This is a genomic window from Streptomyces sp. CBMA123, assembly GCF_014596465.1.
In the GTDB taxonomy this organism is placed as follows: Bacteria; Actinomycetota; Actinomycetes; order Streptomycetales; family Streptomycetaceae; genus Kitasatospora.
On sequence record NZ_MECK01000553.1, the window covers coordinates 1 to 570 of the forward strand.

At 78.6% G+C, this 570-nt stretch carries 1 protein-coding gene; it reads right to left on the minus strand.

All coding sequences use genetic code 11. The features are described 5' to 3' along the window. The coding region (locus tag BG452_RS36440) for a hypothetical protein (protein ID WP_188308624.1) at positions 1-570 on the minus strand (570 nt) is incomplete at both ends.

Genomic DNA, 570 nt, shown 5'->3' on the forward strand with positions numbered 1-570 from the left:
CGGCCCGGCGTCGGCGCGCAGGCTGAGCGAGGCCTCCAGCCCGGCGGTGAACTCGCTGCGCCGGCCCGCCAGCCGGTCGTGCCGCCGGAACCGCTCCAGCGCCGAGGCCAGCCGCGCGCGCACCTCCGGCGTGCGGCCCCGGGCCACCAAGTGGGCCGCGTAGGAGTGCTCGGTGACGGCGTGCAGGTAGAGCAGGCCGGCCTCCTCGCAGGCGGCCAGCAGCCGGTGCCAGGCGAGGTTCGCGGCCTCGTCCCGGACGGTCGGCGGCAGGGCCTGGGCCTCGGTCAGCAGTGACCACAGGTGCACCTGGGTGACCGGGCGGGGCGGCAGCAGTTCCCGGGCCTCCCGGGAGTGGAGCCGGGCGTTCGCCGGGTCACCGGTCGCCAGGCTCACCCAGCCCTGGTGGACCAGGGCGTCGACCAGCCGGTTCCGGTTGCCCGAGTCGACGGCGAGCGCGGTCGCGTCCGCCGTCAGCCGCCGCGCCGTGGCGCCGTCCCCGAGCATCGCCGTGACCAGTCCCAGGGTGGCCAGCGCGCGGACGCGCGCCGAGTCGGCGCCGGGCCCCTCGGC